This window comes from Nocardioides sp. AN3 (assembly GCF_054653495.1).
Genome location: NZ_BAAIGC010000012.1, coordinates 35,402 through 50,984 on the forward strand (window position 1 = coordinate 35,402; position 15,583 = coordinate 50,984).

A 15,583-nucleotide genomic window follows, 5' to 3' on the forward strand; every position below is an offset into this window, starting at 1 on the left:
CTGACCAACCACTGCTGTCACTGGCCGACCACCTGGAGCCGGCGGTCGGCGTGGACGACGATGCCCAGGCGACCCGGCCGCTGGGCCAACCAGCCGGGGCCCTCGGCGCCCAGGGCGAACGCCGCCGTCGCATCGAGGTCAGCGGTCACCAGGTCGGCGGCGACCACGCTCACCGACGCCAGCGCCCGCGGCACCCGCCCGGTGCGAGCGTCGACGACGTGGCCGCCCCGATGGGCCAGTCCCGACGTCGCCACGGCGCCCTCACGGATGGGGACGACGGCGACCACATGGGTCGGGTCGTGCGGGTCCTCGATGCCGACCCGCCACGGCTCCCGGCTCGGATCCGCGACGTGGCAGACCATGTCCCCTCCCGCCGAGAGGCAGAAATCGGTGTCGGTGAGGTGGCGCAGCGGACGCGAGGCACGCTCGACGCCCCAGCCCTTCACCACGCCGCTGGGGTCGAGCCTTCTCTGGCGCCGCACGTCGAAGGCGCCGCCGCTCTCCCGGCGAGCCTTCTCACCCAGCGCGAGCACCTCGGCCACCTCGGGAGGGCAGTCGACGACATCGAGCTCGCCGCGGTCGAGCCGACAGACCAGCGAGTCGCTCCGATAGGTGCTGAACACGCGGTCGACGTCGCGCAGGGTCGCCATCGCCTCGGCCCACGCGGACTCGGACTCGAAGTCCCCGGCGTGCCGTCCGCGCAGCGCGAGGCTGACCGGCATGCCCATCACGTGGGCCACGCGGCGCACGATGCGGTGACCGGTGGCTGTGCTCATCGGCGGCTCACACTCCTGCCTGGTCGAGGGCGCTCTGCAGGGACCGGAGATAGCCGTCACTGGTGACCGTCGCTCCACTGACCATGTCGATGTTGGCACTCTGAGCCGAGAGGGTCTCCTTGATGAGGATGGGGAGCGCGTAGGAGTTGATCTCCGCGTCTCGGGGGTTCCCGTGGGGGTAGTCGACGACCTGCACGTCGGTCACCTTGCCGCCCGCCACCGACACTGCCACCTGCACCGGTCCCCAGCTGGTCTGCGCGACGTCGCCGGTGAACGTCGTGGAGGAGCTCGACGAGGAGCCTCCCGAAGAGCCGCCCGACGAGGAGCCCGAGGAGCCTCCCGACGAGGAGCCCGAGCCCCCTGAGGCGGAGTCGTCCGAGCCTCCAGAGGCGGAGTCCTCCGAGTCACGCGAGGAGTCATCGGACGAGCCTGAGGAGGCGAGTCCGGAGGAGTCGTCGGAGCCGGACGAGCCATTCGACGAGTCGTTCGACGAGCCGTTCGACGAGCCATTCGACGAGCCATTCGACGAGCCATTGGAAGAGCCATGGGACGAACCGCTGATCGGTGCCGCGACGGCGGACTGCGAGGGGCTGCCTCCCCCGGTCGAGGTCTTGTAGCCGAAGAGCAGCACGAGCACGGTCAGCGTCGACAAGAGCCAGGTCACGTTGCGGGTGAGGCGGTTCACGGGAGTCACCATCCGAAGGTCTCGATGTGGAGCTGGTCGGCGGGGAGGCCGGCGGCGCTCGCCGCACGGGTGAAGGAGTCGGTCCAGCCGGCCGGCCCGCAGACGAAGACGTCGCGTTCGAGCAGGTCGGGCACGAGCCCGAGGAGGGCATGACTGTCGTCGACGGGGGTTCCACCGGCGGGGAGCCAGGACGCGGGCGTGCGCCGCGATCCGGGCAGTGCGACGATCCGCAGACCGCGCCGCTGGGCCAGCGACTCGAACTCGCCACGGAAGAGGGGGACGTCACGGTAGCGGTGGAGGAGGACGGCCTCGCCCGGCCGGTACGGCAAGCCTTCGGCCAGAGCGCGCAGCGGCGTGATGCCGACACCGGCGCCGAAGAGCGCCACCTTGCGCTGGGTCTGGGCTCGCGGGCTGAGCCGGCCGTAAGGCCCCTCGACGAGGACCCGGGTGCCGGGCGTGAGCGCGGCGAGCGCGGCACTCCCGTCGCCGACCACCTCGACCGTGATGCGCAGGTGCTTGCCGTCCGGGGCGGCCGAGAGCGAGTAGGGGTTCGCGCGCGTCCACCCGCGCCGGCCGAGGAAGCGCCACTGGAAGAACTGGCCGGCCTCGACCCGCAGCAGGTCGAGCCGACGCCCGCTCACCCAGAGGCTCAGCACGCCGGGCGCCTCCGGGACAACCGCGGCGACGCGGAGCCCATGGCGCAGGTTCCGGACGACGGGGAGCCCGACGCGCCAGACGAGCACCGCACCCGCGGCGAGCGCCCATGCCGTCCACCAGAACAGGGTGGCGGCCGGCCGCGTCAGGAACTGCGCGCCAGTCCAGAGCTGGTGCGGCAGTGCCAGGCCGACGCCGAGGTAGGCGTAGAGGTGCAACAGATGCCAGGACTCGTAGCGGAGCTTGCGTCGCGCCACCTTCACGCTCGTCACCACGACCATCACGAGGCAGGCGGTGCCAGCGAGGGCAAGCAGCATGCCCGGGTAGTCGACCGTCAGGGTCCAGAACGTCGCGGGGACGGAACCGATCTGCCCGGCGGCGTACCCCCACGTGATGAGGAGGACGTGGACGAGCATGAGGTCGAACGAGGTGAAGCCGACGAGCCGGTGGATGTGAGCGAGGCGGTCCTGTCCGTAGGCACGCTCGAGCACGGGCACGCGGGCCATCAGAAGGACCTGCGCCAGGAGCAGCACCGAGGCCCACAACCCCGAGATCCGACCGGCCGCGGTGAGCCCCTCGGCCCAGCCGCCCAAGCCCTGCACACCGGAGTCGGCCACCCACCAGTAGGTGACGAGCAGCAGGGCGAGCCAGAGCACGGCTCCGGCCGTCGCCCGCACCCACGCGTCCAGTCGAGCCCGGGACTGCACGGAAGGCGCGATCGACGCCGGGGCCGCAGTCGTCGTCATGTCACTAGGATGCGGTCGTCGTCCCTAAGCCGGGGTCAGCCTGGGCTGTGGATCACCTGTGAAGGTCCCGCGTCGCGCCACACGACCGTCCGACCGGGGGCCTGTGCATGTTCGAGACGCGGTTGGGGTATGACACGTAGAGTCCCGTGACGTGTCACGTCTCGGCTCGGCCTGCGCTGCTGTGGCTCTCGCCGCGGTGACGCTGCTGGCTGCGCCAGGGCCGCTCGCCGGTCCGGCGCACGCAGCGCCCGCCGAACCGGTCGACGCCGGATCCGCGCCCGTCGGACGCGCCGCCGGTCCCACACCCAGGCCGGCGGCCGGGCACCACCTCATGGTCGATATGGCCACGGCGCCCTCCTCCAGCATGATCGCCGAGTGGCAGGCGAGGTCGCCCTACTCGGCGATCGGCGTCTATGTCGGCGTGACCGGCGCCTTCGACAACCGTCACGACAAGGTGCAGGTGAATCTCACGCCGACCTGGGTGGATCAGGTCCTCGCCGGCCGCTGGCAGGTCCTTCCGATCTACGTCGGGCTGCAGTCACCCTGCCCGACCAGCTCCAACGTCGGCCGGTTCAAGAAGATGAGCGGCGACAAGGCCACCGCACATGCGCAGGGCATCGCGGCTGCCAACGACGCGGCCAGCTCAGTGCGGGCCCTGCGGCTCCCCGCGACGAGCCCGGTCGTCTACGACCTGGAGGGCTATACGCCGGGCGGGTGCGCCGCCGCGGTGCAGTCCTTCCTCGCCGGCTGGACCACGCGCCTGCACCAGCTCGGCCTGCGCTCGGGCGTCTACGGATCTCGCAACTCGACGATGACCGACCTCACCGACGCCGCCTCGGACCCGTCGTACCCCAGGCCGGACGTGATCTGGGAGGCGACCGACAGCGGCAACGCCGACACCACCTTCAGCACTCCCCCGGCGGGGATGTGGGAGGGCGGACGACTCAACCAGTTCTATCTGGGCGTCAACCGCAGCTGGGGTGATGTCGGGCCGGTCAACGTGGACGAGAGCGCCGTGCAGGACTCCGTCTGGGACCACACCGCACCGCGGCTCGTCGCACCGGCGCCGGCACGCGCCGTCAAGGGCAAGCGCGTCCGCATCGGATGGCGTTCGGCCGACCCCTCCGGCGTGGCGAGCTATCAGGTGCGCATCCGGCACAACGGCGGGCGCTGGAAGTCACCCCGGGCGCTGAGGCGCACCCGGACCACCGTGCAGACGTTCGCCATCGAGCCCGGTGAGCGCTGGTGTGTCGAAGCCCGCGCGACCGACCGCGTCGGCAACACCTCTGCCTGGTCGGCGCCCCGTTGCACGACCCGCTTCACCGACGACCGGGCGCTGAGGGCCGGCCGCGGGTGGACCCGGGTGCACAGCGCCTACCTCGGCACGGGCACCCAGGCGCGGAGCAAGGGCGCCACGCTGCGCGGCAAGCGCGTCTCCGGCCGACACGTGGGCGTCATCCTGCACGGACGCGGCACTGTCGCGGTCCTCATCGGCGGCCGCGTCGTCGGCCATGTGCACGGCAACGGCACGAAGTGGGTCACGCTCTCGGCGACACGCTCCGGGCGGATCGCGCTGCGGACCGTCTCGCGCGCCCGAGTCGTCGTCGACGGCTACGCCGTCACGAGCTGACCGACGCCAGCAAGCTGCGGGCCATGTCGTCGATCGTGCGGCCGACGAACTCCTTGCCGTCGAGCAGCACCGTCGGCGTGCTGCGCACGCCGGCGTCGCCGGCGGACTTCGTCGACGCGTCGGCCCACGTCGTGGCGTCCCCGCTGTCGAGCGCGGCCTGCACCTTCGCCTTGTCGGCGCCCGCCTCGACGGCGAGCGTCACGAGGTCGGACCGGCTCGGGAAGGACGACGCGCTCTCGCTGGGCTGGTGGGCGTAGAGCAGGTCGTGCAACCTCTTCGCGACCGCGTCGCCGGCGGTGTGCTGGGTCGCGACCCAGACCTCGAGCGCCTGCTGGGAGTAGTCGGGCTGCAGCAGCCGGAACGGGCGGTAGGTCACCGACACCTTGCCCTGCTCGGCAAGCGACGCGAGCTGCTGGTGCGTCTGCTTCTCGAACTCACCGCAGTAGGGGCAGAGGAAGTCCTCGTAGACCACGACGGAGTGCGGAGCGCTCGCGTCGCCGATCGTCATGCTGGTGCCGGAGCCCGGGTCAGCAGCCTTGCCGGACGGGCCGCCGCCATTCATCTTGCTGATGGCGAAGCCGCCGACGACGATGAGCGCCATCGCAGCCACTACGCCCACGACGCTCAGCACGGTGCGACGGCGCTCGCGGTGGCGCTGCTCGGCGAGCGCGGCCGCGGCGCGCTCGGCACGTTCGGCAGCGGCGGTCCTCTTCGACATCAGAGCAGCTCCTCGGTCGCGATGGGGGCGGGGGTACGCCGGAAGAGCACGCGGTCCAGACCAGGCCCGGTGTCCTTGGCGAGGACCAGGAAGACCGACGCGAGCAGGAGTGCGGCGTCGCGGGCGATCTCCCAGGGGTACTTCGACGCTGCGTGCGGGTCGAACCCACCTCCCCCGAAACAGCCGCAGTCGATCTGCAGCCCGCGTGCCCACGCCGAGGAGATGCCAAGGATGAAGGCGAGGAACAGCAGCGCCGAGACGGCGGCGGCGCCTCGGGTCAGCACGCCCAGGATGAGGGCGGCGCCGACGACGATCTCGAGGGTGGGCAGCAGGTGGCCGACCGTGTCGGCGAGCCCGACGGGGAGCAGCTGGTAGGCGCGGACGGCCAGCACCGCGTCGTACGGATGCGCGAGCTTGGCGGCGCCGGCCCCGATCCAGACGGCTCCCGTGACCAGCCGTGCGAGCACGGCCAGGACGGGGATCACGGATCTCGGCACGCCGCCACGATAGGCCGCCGATCTGAGCATGGGCTGAGAGCGTCGTGGCGGCGACGCGTAAGGTTCCTCGCGTGAGTGCTGCGAACGACCGCCTGGTCTGGATCGACTGCGAGATGACCGGACTCTCCCTCGACGCCGACGCGCTCGTCGAGGTTGCCGCGCTCGTCACCGACTTCGAGCTCAACGTGCTCGGGGACGGCGTCGACGTCATCATCAAGCCTCCAGCCGAGGCGCTCGAGCAGATGGACGAGTTCGTCCGCACGATGCACACCAAGTCGGGCCTGCTGGAGGAGCTCGAGGGCGGCGTCACGCTCGCCGAGGCCGAGCAGCTGGTCCTCGACTACGTGCGCTCGCAGTGCGGACCCGACAGCCGGCCGCCGCTCGCGGGCAACACCGTCGGCACCGACCGCGCCTTCCTGGCCCGCGACATGGCTGAGCTGGAGTCGTTCCTGCACTACCGCATCGTCGACGTCTCCTCCATCAAGGAGCTCTCCCGACGGTGGTATCCGCGCACCTACTTCCAGGCGCCGGCCAAGCGGGGGAACCACCGTGCGCTCGCCGACATCCAGGAGTCGATCGAGGAGCTGCGCTACTACCGCGACGCGATCTTCGTGCCGGCTCCCGGCCCCGACAGCGACGCCGCGCGCGAGATCGCCACCCGTCACGGCGGCAGCATCACGGGGCTCGCACCCACCGAACCTGCTCCCGATTCAGCAGTGACGAACTGATTCCCCTACACTTCTCACCGGCCCGTGCAACGGGTCATGGCGGGCGTAGCTCAGCTGGTAGAGCACCTGGTTGTGGTCCAGGTGGTCGCGGGTTCAAGTCCCGTCGCTCGCCCCAAGAGAACCCGGGCCGTTGGGCTCGGGTTCTCGCGCTTTCGGCTGTCACTACAGTCGCGCTCGTGGAGGTCTCGAGGGAGCGCGCGGCGGCGCTGACACTGCAGACCGTCGACCCCGCATCGGCGTACGCACGCGAGGCGATGGCACGCTACTTCGCCGAGCTCGATGCGCGCTTCCCCCACGGCTTCGACCCGGGTCCCCACACCGACGAGGACGACGCCACCCTCCGGGCTCCGGTCGGAGCCTTCGTCGTCGCCGTCGCCGACGACGGTCCGATCGCGGGCGGCGGGGTCCGCGTCTACGGCGACGCCGCCGAGATCAAGCGGATGTGGGTCGACGGCGCATGGCGGGGCGCAGGCCTCGGCTCGCGGCTGCTCCGGCACCTGGAGGACCTCGCTCGCGGGCTCGGTCACGACGTCGTGCGCCTCGACACCAACGAGACCTTGGGCGACGCCATCGCGATGTACGAGCGCGCCGGCTACCTCCGCGTCGACCGCTACAACGACAACCCCTACGCCACGCACTTCTTCTCCAAGCGGCTGTGACCGCTCGGGCCCGACTCGCCCGCTAGGGTCCTCTTCCATGGGGGGCACGAGCCGGAGTCAGTTCGACGTCGTGGTGGTCGGAGGGGGCCACAACGGCCTGACCGCCGCCGCCTACCTCGCGCGAGCCGGCCTGTCGGTCGCCGTGCTCGAGCGGCTCGACCACGTGGGTGGGGCCGCCGTGTCCGCGCAGGCGTTCCCGGGCCGGCCGACGAGGCTGTCGCGCTACTCCTACCTCGTCTCGCTTCTTCCGGACACGATCGTCGCCGACCTCGGGCTCGACCTGCGGCTGGAGTCGCGCTCGACGGCGTCGTACACCCCCGTCCTGCGTGACGGCGTCCCCGGTGGGCTGCTCGTCGAGCGCCCGGAGGGTCCTGCGACCGCGGCCAGCTTCCGCGAGCTGACCGGCTCCCAGGCGGAGTACGCCGCCTGGCGGGCGTTCTACGCCGACGTCGGCGCCTTCGCTGAGGTCGTCGCCCCGACCCTGACCGCTCCCCTGCCCACCGACCGCGAGATCCGCGACTGCGTGTCTCCCGCCACGTGGCGTACTCTGGTCGAGGAGCCGATCGGCCGGACGATCGAGGAGCGCTTCTGCGACGACACGGTGCGCGGCGTCGTCGCCACGGACGCGCTCATCGGCACCTTCGCCAGCCTGCAGGACCCCTCGCTGATCCAGAACCGCTGCTTCCTCTACCACCTCCTCGGCAACGGCACCGGCGAGTGGCGCGTCCCCGTCGGCGGCATGGGCTCGGTGACCGATGCCCTCGCGCGAGCCGCGAGCCAGGCGGGCGCCGAGCTGGTGACCGGGGCGGGCGTCAGCGCGATCCGCTCGCAGGACGACGGTGCCGAGGTCGACTTCCACGACGGGTTCGCAACCCACACGGTCTCCGCGCGCTGGGTGCTCGCCAACGTCGCCCCCTGGGTGCTGCGCATCCTGCTCGGAGAGGACGAGGACCCCGCCACCAAGCCGGTCGGGTCGCAGCTGAAGATCAACCTGCTGCTCGACCGGCTGCCGCGCCTGAAGTCCGGCGCCGACCCGGCCGTGGCCTTCGCGGGCACGCTGCACCTCGGCGAGGACTACAGCAGGCTCGAGGCGTCGTACGCCGAGGCGGCCGGCGGCTCGCTCCCCTCGCGCCTGCCGGGCGAGGTCTACTGCCACTCCCTCAGCGACCCGTCGATCCTGGGCGACGTGCCACCCGGCACGCACACCCTGACCTACTTCGGGCTGCACACGCCCGCGACGCTCTTCGACGACCCGTCGGCGAAGGACGAGGCGGTGCGCCGCGCCATCGCCTCGCTGGACGAGCACCTCCTCGACCCGATCTCCTCCGTCATCGCGCGCGACCAGTCCGGTGCGTGGTGCCTCGAGGCGAAGACGCCGCAGGACATCGAGGCCGACCTGGCGATGCCCGGCGGCCACATCTTCCACGGCGACCTCGACTGGCCGTGGGCTCCGCACCGCGCCGATCTCAGCACGCCCGCGGCCCGCTGGGGCGTCCAGACCGACCGGCCCGCCGTCCTCCTCTGCGGCTCCGGAGCGCGTCGCGGCGGCGCCGTCTCGGGACTCGGCGGGCACAACGCCGCGCAGGCTGTCCTGGAGCTTCGCTGAGGGCTCCGAGGATTTGGGGCGTACGTCGGCCGCTGGTAATGTTCACGTCGCTCCAGGAGGTTCTGGAACATGCGCCATTAGCTCAATTGGCAGAGCAGCTGACTCTTAATCAGCGGGTTCGGGGTTCGAGTCCCTGATGGCGTACCGAAAGAGGCCGCTGACCTGGGACAACAGGTCGGCGGCCCTTTGCGTTTCCCCTCGACGCCACGCTTTTGCCATGGAAAACCATCTTTCGAGAGTCGCCGGCCGGGCCCGCCGCAGGGGCCTTTCACGCTCAACGGAGCCAACTTCTGGGCCTGTGGCGCGCGACACGAGCGCAACGGATTAAGAGTCAGGCCCGGCGGTGGTCCCTCACTTGGGTCAATCCCGCCGGTCGTGCACGATCATTCGTCCGCCGTCGACAACGAGGTCGGCGTCCCCGAACTCCAACTCGTCCGCGTCGTGGTGCCGCGCGAACAGTGCGATCAGATCACCGTTTCAGATGTTCCACCTCTTCGCCTGCAAGAAGCGGCCCGGGATTCCTTGCAGCAAGTGACTATCCGGCAAGTCAGCGTCCTTCGAGACCACAATCCGATCGTCGTATCAGCGACGAGGCTGCTCGCCACCGGCGGTCTTGTTGCGCTCAGGTAGGTCAAGAGTGTGGATCGCGTCGTGACCCAACTCATTCAACTTCCGGACAAGAGGCCGCCAACGGGCTCGGCGTGCTAGAGGCGCTAACGTGCACCTGGCAGTTGAACGGCTGAACAACCAGCGCACCACGGCGCGAACCGGTCTCAGCAACGCATCTCGCGTTGCCCACGCGGCGTGTTAGGTCCGTCTCATTGGCCGTCAGATGACCTGGTCGTCTGTCCTCGGGTGCCGCTGTACCTGCCCGACGTCGAGACCAGGTCCGAGGCGCCGAGCTCGAGCCGGGCGAGGGCCCTGCGGCCGAACACTTGCTGTTCAGTCACGATTCGCTCGGGCTTGCTTCGCCCGACGAACGACACCGACCAGTGCAGCAGCGCCGTCAGGCGGTTCTTGAAACCGTTGACATAGGCGAGATGCAGCACCAGCCACATCAGCCATGCCGCGGGCCCCGTCAGCTTGAAACGCCCGATCGCGACGATGGCCCGAAACCGACTGATGATCGCCATGGACCCCTTGTCGACGTACTCGAACGGTCCCGCGCCGCCGACGGAGTTCAACCGTCGGATGACCTCCTTAGCGGCGAACCTTCCCCCTTGAATCGCGACCTGCGCGACACCCGGCAGGCCGTCGACGGCGACCATGTCCCCGACCGCCCACACGTCGGGATGCCCGGGCAACGTGAGATCCGGGTTGACCATGATCCGCCCTGCTCTGTCGAGCTGCGCTCCCGTCTGGACAGCAAGCACCCGAGACAGCCTGCTGCTTTCAACGCCCGCCGCCCAGATTTTGGTGACGCTCTCGAGGCGCTGGATGCTCCCATCGCCAAGACGCATCTCGACAGCACGCTCGTCGACATGGGTCACCACAGCGCCGAGCACCACCTCCACGCCCAGACGTCCGAGCTGCTGGGCGGCGGTCGCCCCCAGCTGTGGCCCGAAGGCCGAAAGGACCTGAGGCGCCGCATCGACGAGCACGACCCGCGCCTCGCGCGGGTCGATCGAGCGGAAGTCGCGGCGCAAGGTCCGATGCGCGAGCTCGGCGATCTGACCCGCCAGCTCAACACCGGTCGGGCCTGCGCCGATGATCGCGAAGGTCAAGAGGCCACCGACCTCCTCCCCGCGCAGGGCAACGACTTCAGCCAGCTCGAAAGCCCCGTAGATACGGCCACGCAGCTCGAGCGCGTCGTCGATGCTCTTCATGCCGGGCGCGAAGTCGGCGAACTGGTCGTTGCCGAAGTAGGACTGGGTGGCGCCGGCCGCGACGATGAGGGAGTCATAGCCGGTCACGAGCCGTCGCCCCAGAACGTCGGAGGTCACGGTGCGGCTCTCGACGTCGATGTCGACGACCTCTCCCAGCAGGACCTGCGCGTTTCCCTGCTCACTCAGGATGTCTCGAGTCGACCGAGCGATCTCTCCAGGGGCGAGGATCCCGGTGGCCACCTGATACAGCAACGGCTGGAACAGGTGATGATTCGTCTTGGCGATGACCGTCACGGAGACATCAGCGCGGCGAAGGGCTTTGGCGGCGGAGAGTCCACCGAAGCCGGACCCGATGACCACGACGCGATGCCGATCGACGTCCGGGCCCGCACCGGAGCCCACCGACGAACACCGGCGTCGCGGCCCAGCCCCCGTCATCCCCGTGCGTCCGAAGCAGAGACCAGCCGACCGTCGATCTCGCGCGACAACCACCATGGGTTGGCCTGTCGGAGTGCGTCGGGCAGCAGGACGTCCGGGACGTCCTGATAACAGACGGGCCGCTGAAAGCGCTGGATCGCTAGGCTGCCGACGGATGTCGTCCGCGCGTCGGTCGTCGCGGGGAACGGGCCGCCGTGGACGATCGCGTGGCAGACCTCGACACCGGTCGGCCAGCCGTTGAACAGGATCCGGCCGGCTTTCGTCTCCAGCACGGGCAGCAATCGGCGGGCGGCGTCGTGGTCGGCCTCGCTGGCGTGGATCGTCGCGGACAGCTGGCCCTCGAGCCGGACCAGCAACGGCAGCAGCTCGTCGACCGAGCCGTACCGGACCATGACCCCTGAAGCGCCGAACACCTCCTCAGTTGCCACTGGGTCCGGCCCGTCGAGCGCCGAGGCGGCAACTTCGACGAGCTGGGGCGCGGGCGCGTCCGGCCCGCCCCCGACGCCGACACCGATCACGCGGACGCCGTCCGCGGCGCGCAGTCGGGCGGTTGCGTCGTCGTATGCCGCAGCGATTCCGGGCGTCAGCATGATCTGTCCGGTGGCTTGGGCGACGGCCGCGCCGGCGGCCGCGACGAAGGCGTCGCCGGCCGGTCCTTCGGGGACGAAGACCAGGCCCGGGTTGGTGCAGAACTGGCCGGAGCCGAGCGTGAGCGAGCCGACGTAAGCCGCGGCGAGGTCGGCCGGGTCGTCCCCGAGTGCGCCCGCCAGGACGACGACCGGGTTGACCGACGACATCTCGGCGTAGACCGGGATCGGGTCCGGACGCGCAGCGGCCGCAGCCGCCATAGCTAGCCCTCCCCTGCGCGACCCGGTGAAGCCGACCGCCTTGATCCGCGTGTCGCTGATGAGCTCCTGGCCGAGCGTGACTCCACCATCGCTGGCGGTCGGCGGCAGGTGGCAGAAGACGCCGGGGTGTAGGCCGTGGGCGGCGACCGCGCGGGCGACCGCTGCGGCGACGAGCTCGCCGGTCCGCGGGTGCGCGGGGTGGCCTTTCACCACGACCGGGCAGCCGGCGGCAAGCGCCGACGCCGTGTCTCCGCCGGCGGTCGAGAAGGCGAGCGGGAAGTTGCTCGCCCCGAAGACGGCGACCGGACCGATGGCCGTCTGCCGCTGGCGCAGGTCGGGCCGCGGGAGCGGCTGACGGTCGGGCAGCGCGGGGTCGATCCGGACGCCGAGGTGGTCGCCCCGCCGTACGACGTCTGCGAACATCCGCAGCTGCCCCGTCGTCCGCCCGAGCTCCCCGATGATCCGGGCCTCCGGGAGCCGGCTCTCCTCGACCGCGGCCTCGACGATCGCGTCCCGGTCGGCCTCGATCTCCTCGGCGATGCCAGCGAGGAAGGCGGAGCGGACAGCGGGCGAGGTGTCCCGGTAGGACCAGAACGCCTGCTCGGCCGCCTTCGTTGCGGCGCTCACGCCAGTCGTCGTCATGCTCGGTGCGCTCATCCGAGATGCACCCACGTCGCTTTGAGCTGCGTGTACTGCTCGATCGCGTGAAGCGACTTGTCCCGCCCGAAGCCCGATTGCTTGAAGCCGCCGAACGGCAGGTTGATGTCGCCGCGGTTGTAGCAATTCAACCAGACCGTGCCGGCCCGCAGCTGGCGCGCGATCTGGTGAGCGCGGCTGACGTCGCGGGTCCAGATCGCGGCGGCGAGACCGTAGACGGAGTCGTTCGCGATCCGCACCGCCTGGACGGCGTCCTGAGCCGGGATCACGGACAGCACTGGACCGAAGATCTCCTCGCGCGCGACGCGCATGTCGTTGTCGACGCCCGCCAGGACGGTCGGCTCGAGGTAGAAGCCGCCCGAGGACTCGCGGGCCCGGACGCCGCCGGCGACCACGTGCGCGCCCTCGGCGCGGCCGACACTGACGTAGTCCTCGACGCGGCCGCGGTGCCCCTCGTCGATGAGCGCCCCCATCTGCGTGGCAGGGTCGAACGGGTCTCCGGGCTGCCAGGCCTGGGCCGCCTCGACCACGCGCGCGGTGAACTCCTCCGCGATCGGCGCCTCGACGACGAGCCGGCTTCCGGCGCTGCACACCTCGCCCTGGTTGAAGTAGACGCCCTGCGCGGTCTCGGTAGCAGCCCGCTCGAGGTCGGGGGTGTCAGCCAGGACGACATTGGCGGACTTGCCGCCGCACTCCAGCGCGACCACCTTCATGTTCGACCGCGCCGAGTAGCCGAGGAACATCTTCCCGACCTCGGTGGAGCCGGTGAACGAGATCTTGTCGACGTCCATGTGCAGACCGAGCGCGGCGCCGGCGGTCTCGCCGAAGCCCGTGACGACATTGAGCACGCCGTCCGGCAGTCCGGCCTCGGCGGCGATCCGGGCCAGCGCGCAGACCACGAGCGGCGCCTGCTCGGCGGGTTTCACGACGACCGAGTTGCCGGTCGCGAGGGCCGGTGCGATCTTCCACATCGGTATGCCGAGCGGGAAATTCCACGGGACGACCGCGCCCACGACGCCGAGCGGCTCGCGGGTGACGAAAGCCAGCTCGGTCTGCGGCGTCGCCATCACCTCGCCGGCGAGCTTGTCGATCGCTTCTGCGTAGAACTCCAGGACGCCGGCCGCGTCGTCGACCTCGCCGCGCGCGGCGGAGATCGGCTTCCCGCTGTCGGCGGTCATGATCGTGGCGAGCTCCTCGCGCGCCTCCCGCACGGCATTGGCGAAGCGCAGCAGCGCGACCTTCCGCTCGCGCGGGGCCAGGCCCGACCAGCGGCCGTCCTCGAACGCGCGGCGGGCAGCGGCGACGGCCAGGTCGACGTCTTCGGTCGTGCACGCGGCGACGGACGCCAGCCTCCGCCCGTCGACCGGGCTGATCCGGTCGAAGGTCGCGCCGGACTGCGCCGGCCGGTACGACCCGTCGATGAACGCGCCCCCCTCGGGCGCGGCGGCTGCGGCGACGGACTGCCAGTCCACGACGACATCGGTGGTGGTCATCGTCGACCTCCTTCAGTGGTGGTCTCAGTGGCGGCTTCAGCGGTCGCTGCAGCCGGGGAGGGACGCGGGGCGCCTACGGACGTTGGGTGCGGCTGCGGAACTGCTGCAGTCGCAGCGCAAGCTGCACCTCGAGCAGATCGGAGCCGTCCTTGAGGCTGCGGCCGGTGAGCTGCTGGATCCGGTCCAGCCGGTACGCCAGAGTCTGGCGGTGGATGTGCAGCTCGTTAGCCGTCGGCCCGGGTCGGCTGCCGTTGTCCAGGTAGACCTGGAGCGTGGTGAGCAGCGACTGGTTCTTGTCGGCGCCGAGCAGGTTGCCCAGCACCCGGTCGAGGAAGCTGTCGACGCCCTCGGCGTCGACGAGGTGCTGCAGGAGCAGGTCGAGCGCGACGCCGCCGGGCTCGTTGACGCCGACCCGGCCGGAGGCCGCCGACGAGCGCGCCTGGAAGAGAGCGTCGCGCAGGCTCTCCATCCCAGTGCGGAGCTGGCTGGTGCCCAGCACGGTCGGGAGGCCGATCGCCTTGAGGTCCGCCCACACCCGCTCGGCGACATTGCCCTGCGGTCCGAGCGCGAGCACGAGCACCACGCCCTCCGACCAGGAGGCCAGGAACGCCTCACTGCTTCGCGCGACGCTGTCCTCGACCCGGGCGAGCAGCGACTCGCGAACCTCCTCGTTCGGCGACTCGGTCCGGCAAGCGAGCACGACGTACGTGTCGAGCTCATCTGGCGCCGTGCCCTGGAACCGCTCGCGGAGCAGATCCTCGTCGACGACGCCCTCGACGGCCTCGTGGAACAGCCGCTCCGCCTCCGCCCGGCGCTTCACCCTGACGCTCTCCAGGCTGGAGACGGTCAAGCTGAGCGCGGTGACGGCCTGCTCCACGAGCAGCGTCTGCCGCTCGTCCATCGCTTCGCTCGTCGCGACGATCAGGTAGGCCACGACCTCCCGCGGACCCGGGATGGGGACGACGTTGATGCTCTCGCCGTCGGAGGTGAAGGTGATCGACACCCGCGGGATGCCGGTCGACCTCGCGTGCCGCCACAGGTGTCGGGCGTCTATCTCTTGCATTCCGGCGAACCCGATCAGAGTCCCGTAGTAGTCGAACGCCGCGATCCGCGCCCGGCCGAGCGCGGCGCCCACGATCGAGACGATCGTGCGCGGGTCGCGCTCGGTCGCGACGACCGGCAGCAGCCGACGGCTGAGCGTCACCGCCTGATGCAGCGCGGCGTACTTCTCCTGGTAGAGCGTGTCGAAGACAAACCGTGTGAGCGCGATGAGCGGCACCTCGAACGGCACGACGAAGACGGTCAGGTCGTGCGCCTCGGCGGCGCTCAGTAGCGCCTTCGGGACCTCGGCGTGCTCCGGCCCGACGGCGTAACCGAGGGCCGTGCACCCGGCGAGGACCAGGGCACCGACGGTGGCCTCGGCGGCCTGCTCGTCGATGTCCCCGACCGCATAACCGGAGGTCAGCAGCACCTCCCCCTCGGAGATCCACTCCGCGGCGGTGGGGTAGTCGCCGTAGTGCACCCAGCGCACCTGCAGCTGGCGGGACTCAGGACCGCCCGTCAGCTGCTGGAGCCGGAGCTCACGATGAGACAGGAGGTCACCGAGACGCATGGGTCATCCG

The 15,583-nt window shown here is 70.8% G+C and carries 14 protein-coding genes and 2 tRNA genes; 7 read left to right on the plus strand and 9 right to left on the minus strand.

The window, feature by feature from the left end:
* Window positions 1-17 precede the first annotated feature (17 nt).
* Together ACYQ1K_RS14700 and ACYQ1K_RS14705 are read right to left on the minus strand one after the other, a co-directional pair.
* Window positions 18-776, minus strand: a complete 759-nt coding sequence (locus ACYQ1K_RS14700; RefSeq protein WP_459983857.1) for an FAD:protein FMN transferase — start codon at window positions 774-776, stop codon at window positions 18-20.
* 7 nt (window positions 777-783) lie between these two features.
* Complete coding sequence (locus tag ACYQ1K_RS14705) at window positions 784-1,014, minus strand: FMN-binding protein (RefSeq protein WP_459983858.1); 231 nt, start codon at window positions 1,012-1,014, stop codon at window positions 784-786.
* 40 nt (window positions 1,015-1,054) lie between these two features.
* On the opposite strand from ACYQ1K_RS14705, the gene ACYQ1K_RS14710 reads away from it, so the two are divergent.
* On the plus strand, window positions 1,055-1,393 hold the full coding sequence (locus ACYQ1K_RS14710; RefSeq protein WP_459983859.1) for a hypothetical protein: 339 nt from the start codon (window positions 1,055-1,057) through the stop codon (window positions 1,391-1,393).
* 73 nt (window positions 1,394-1,466) lie between these two features.
* On the opposite strand, the gene ACYQ1K_RS14715 is transcribed toward ACYQ1K_RS14710, so the two are convergent.
* Window positions 1,467-2,861, minus strand: a complete 1,395-nt coding sequence (locus tag ACYQ1K_RS14715) for a ferredoxin reductase family protein (RefSeq protein WP_459983860.1) — start codon at window positions 2,859-2,861, stop codon at window positions 1,467-1,469.
* Window positions 2,862-3,012: 151 nt separating this feature from the next.
* On the opposite strand from ACYQ1K_RS14715, the gene ACYQ1K_RS14720 reads away from it, so the two are divergent.
* Complete coding sequence (locus tag ACYQ1K_RS14720; RefSeq protein ID WP_459983861.1) at window positions 3,013-4,491, plus strand: glycoside hydrolase domain-containing protein; 1,479 nt, start codon at window positions 3,013-3,015, stop codon at window positions 4,489-4,491.
* Here ACYQ1K_RS14720 and ACYQ1K_RS14725 read toward each other — a convergent pair.
* Entirely contained in the window at window positions 4,481-5,209 is a 729-nt protein-coding gene (locus ACYQ1K_RS14725) for a DsbA family protein (RefSeq protein WP_459983862.1), read from the minus strand. The genes ACYQ1K_RS14720 and ACYQ1K_RS14725 overlap by 11 nt on opposite strands.
* Complete coding sequence (locus ACYQ1K_RS14730; RefSeq protein ID WP_459983863.1) at window positions 5,209-5,706, minus strand: MauE/DoxX family redox-associated membrane protein; 498 nt, start codon at window positions 5,704-5,706, stop codon at window positions 5,209-5,211. Before ACYQ1K_RS14730 ends, ACYQ1K_RS14725 begins: the two co-directional genes overlap by 1 nt.
* A gap of 71 nt (window positions 5,707-5,777) precedes the next feature.
* Between ACYQ1K_RS14730 and orn the strand changes: the two genes are divergently transcribed.
* The 5 genes from orn (at window position 5,778) to ACYQ1K_RS14755 (ending at window position 8,843) form a co-directional block, all read left to right on the plus strand.
* Complete coding sequence (gene orn / locus ACYQ1K_RS14735) at window positions 5,778-6,434, plus strand: oligoribonuclease (RefSeq protein WP_459983864.1); 657 nt, start codon at window positions 5,778-5,780, stop codon at window positions 6,432-6,434.
* A gap of 39 nt (window positions 6,435-6,473) precedes the next feature.
* A tRNA-His gene (locus ACYQ1K_RS14740) sits at window positions 6,474-6,549 on the plus strand.
* Window positions 6,550-6,610: 61 nt separating this feature from the next.
* Window positions 6,611-7,093 carry a GNAT family N-acetyltransferase gene (locus tag ACYQ1K_RS14745; protein ID WP_459983865.1) on the plus strand — a complete coding sequence of 161 codons (483 nt, stop codon included), beginning with the start codon at window positions 6,611-6,613 and terminating at the stop codon, window positions 7,091-7,093.
* A gap of 37 nt (window positions 7,094-7,130) precedes the next feature.
* Entirely contained in the window at window positions 7,131-8,699 is a 1,569-nt protein-coding gene (locus tag ACYQ1K_RS14750; protein WP_459983866.1) for a phytoene desaturase family protein, read from the plus strand.
* 71 nt (window positions 8,700-8,770) lie between these two features.
* A tRNA-Lys gene (locus ACYQ1K_RS14755) sits at window positions 8,771-8,843 on the plus strand.
* 674 nt (window positions 8,844-9,517) lie between these two features.
* Here the strand turns inward: ACYQ1K_RS14755 and ACYQ1K_RS14760 are convergent.
* The 4 genes from ACYQ1K_RS14760 to ACYQ1K_RS14775 form a co-directional block, all read right to left on the minus strand.
* Window positions 9,518-10,963: an NAD(P)/FAD-dependent oxidoreductase gene (locus ACYQ1K_RS14760; RefSeq protein WP_459983867.1), complete on the minus strand. Its 1,446-nt coding sequence runs from the start codon at window positions 10,961-10,963 to the stop codon at window positions 9,518-9,520.
* Window positions 10,960-12,438, minus strand: a complete 1,479-nt coding sequence (locus ACYQ1K_RS14765) for an aldehyde dehydrogenase (NADP(+)) (RefSeq protein WP_459983868.1) — start codon at window positions 12,436-12,438, stop codon at window positions 10,960-10,962. Before ACYQ1K_RS14765 ends, ACYQ1K_RS14760 begins: the two co-directional genes overlap by 4 nt.
* A 26-nt stretch (window positions 12,439-12,464) precedes the next feature.
* A complete protein-coding gene (locus ACYQ1K_RS14770) occupies window positions 12,465-13,961 on the minus strand; it encodes an aldehyde dehydrogenase (RefSeq protein WP_459983869.1) in 1,497 nt (498 codons plus the stop codon).
* 73 nt (window positions 13,962-14,034) lie between these two features.
* Window positions 14,035-15,573, minus strand: coding sequence for a PucR family transcriptional regulator (locus ACYQ1K_RS14775; protein ID WP_459983870.1), 1,539 nt, complete (start codon window positions 15,571-15,573; stop codon window positions 14,035-14,037).
* Between the last annotated feature and the right edge of the window lie 10 nt (window positions 15,574-15,583).

What these genes read in the sequence shown, in the direction of transcription:
- ACYQ1K_RS14700 (WP_459983857.1), bottom strand. Translation starts at nt 776, where the DNA reads ATGAGCACAGCCACCGGTCACCGCATCGTGCGCCGCGTGGCCCACGTG.
- ACYQ1K_RS14715 (WP_459983860.1), bottom strand. Translation starts at nt 2,861, where the DNA reads ATGACGACGACTGCGGCCCCGGCGTCGATCGCGCCTTCCGTGCAGTCC.
- ACYQ1K_RS14725 (WP_459983862.1), bottom strand. Translation starts at nt 5,209, where the DNA reads ATGTCGAAGAGGACCGCCGCTGCCGAACGTGCCGAGCGCGCCGCGGCC.
- ACYQ1K_RS14750 (WP_459983866.1), top strand. Translation starts at nt 7,131, where the DNA reads ATGGGGGGCACGAGCCGGAGTCAGTTCGACGTCGTGGTGGTCGGAGGG.
- ACYQ1K_RS14760 (WP_459983867.1), bottom strand. Translation starts at nt 10,963, where the DNA reads ATGACGGGGGCTGGGCCGCGACGCCGGTGTTCGTCGGTGGGCTCCGGT.
- ACYQ1K_RS14770 (WP_459983869.1), bottom strand. Translation starts at nt 13,961, where the DNA reads ATGACCACCACCGATGTCGTCGTGGACTGGCAGTCCGTCGCCGCAGCC.
- ACYQ1K_RS14775 (WP_459983870.1), bottom strand. Translation starts at nt 15,573, where the DNA reads ATGCGTCTCGGTGACCTCCTGTCTCATCGTGAGCTCCGGCTCCAGCAG.